This is a genomic window from Acidovorax sp. CF316, assembly GCF_000276605.1.
Taxonomy (GTDB): Bacteria; Pseudomonadota; Gammaproteobacteria; order Burkholderiales; family Burkholderiaceae_C; genus Acidovorax.
This window is the reverse complement of the sequence record NZ_AKJX01000293.1, coordinates 1-1,632: the sequence shown is the minus strand read 5'-3', so window position 1 is coordinate 1,632 and position 1,632 is coordinate 1. Positions and strand designations below refer to the sequence as shown.

Below are 1,632 nucleotides of genomic sequence, written 5' to 3'. Positions count from 1 at the left end.
CGCCTTTTCTTTGCCTTCTTTCTTTTGGCGACGCAAAGGAAAGAAGGTGCGCCGCCGGGCGCACATCCCGGCTCCCGCCCTCCAATCAAGCAATCAGTCACCATCAACTACGCGTGACACACACCCTCACCGCATGGAAATCCTCGACAAACTACTGACAGACTTCAACCACTCCAGCGTCTGGCTGGAACTCGGCGTCCTGGCCGCCGCCATCGCCGCCGCCCTGTTCGCAGCAAGATTGATAGGCCGCAACCAACCCCCCGATTCGGTCTGGATCGGCCGCAACACCATCGACGGCCTCCTCTTCCCCCTGATCGCCCTGGTCCTCACCTTCGCAGGCCGCCTCGGGGTAGAGCACTACCACCCGGTCTTCGTGCTGCGCATCGCAGTCCCCATGCTGGTCTCGCTCGCGCTGATCCGCTTCATCGCCCGCGTGCTGCGCGTTGCCTTCCCCAACTCAGGCCTCGTGCGCCTGCTCGAAGGCCTGTTCTCCTGGGTCATCTGGGGCGCGGCCGTGCTCTGGATCGTGGGCCTGCTGCCCGCCGTGCGCGCTGAGCTCGACAGCATCACCCTCAACTTCGGCAAGTCCACCGTCAGCGTCGCCACGCTGATTGAAGGCGCCCTGTCCGCCAGCCTGGTGCTGGTGGCGGCGCTGTGGATCTCGGCCACGTTCGAAAAACGCGTGCTCACCGGCGCGGTCACCGACCTGTCCATGCGCAAGGTGGCGGCCAATGCGGTGCGCGCCGTGCTGCTGCTGGTGGGCATGCTGTTCGCGCTGTCGGCCGTGGGGGTGGACCTCACGGCGCTGTCGGTGCTGGGCGGGGCCGTCGGTGTGGGCCTGGGCTTCGGCCTGCAGAAGCTCGCATCCAACTACGTGAGCGGCTTCGTGATCCTGCTCGAGCGCTCGCTGCGCATCGGCGACAACGTGCGTGTCGATGGCTTCGAGGGCCGCATCACCGACATCAAGACCCGCTACACCCTGATCCGTGCAGGCAACGGGCGCGAGTCCATCGTGCCCAACGAGACCCTGATCACCCAGCGCGTGGAGAACCTGTCGGATGCCGACCGCAAGTTCAACGTCACCACCAACATCGTCGTTGGCTATGACAGCGACGTGGGCCAGGTCCAGGCCATCCTGTGCGCTGCCGCGGCAGCGCAGCCCCGGGTGCTCAAGGAGCCCGAGCCCGTGGCCTTTCTCATCAACTTCGCGCCCGATGGTCTCGAGTTCAGCCTCAACTTCTGGATCAGCGACCCCTCGGCCGGCTCGCTCAACCTGCGCTCGGCCATCAACATCGCCATCCTCGATGGCCTGCGCGCGGCGAACATCGACATCCCCTATCCCCAGCGCGTGGTGCAGTTCAAGGACAGCGGTGCCGTGCCTGCCGGCCTGCCTGCAGGGGCTGGCATGGCCGGTGCCTCCGGCGAGACATCGGGCGGTCCGCCAAGTGCCCTATAATCACGAAAAAGCACGATCGTTCTTTTTTTATGCCCCTGCTGCCGGTGGCCCCGGCCTGCACCCTTGTGGGTGCACTGCGGCATAGAATGTTCCAGTTTACGTAAACGTCAATTCAACCAACTCTAGGAGCCGCAGCAATGAAGGTCTTGGTCCCTGTCAAGCGCGTGGTGGACTAC

General features: G+C 64.6%; 1 protein-coding gene. It reads left to right on the top strand.

From position 1 onward, the window contains the following. Positions 1-133 precede the first annotated feature (133 nt). On the top strand, positions 134-1,456 hold the full coding sequence (locus PMI14_RS32655) for a mechanosensitive ion channel family protein (RefSeq protein WP_007861980.1): 1,323 nt from the start codon (positions 134-136) through the stop codon (positions 1,454-1,456). Positions 1,457-1,632 lie beyond the last annotated feature (176 nt).

Bases quoted from the DNA above. Each gene is read 5' to 3' on its own strand.
- PMI14_RS32655 (WP_007861980.1), top strand. From the start codon at position 134: ATGGAAATCCTCGACAAACTACTGACAGACTTCAACCACTCCAGCGTC.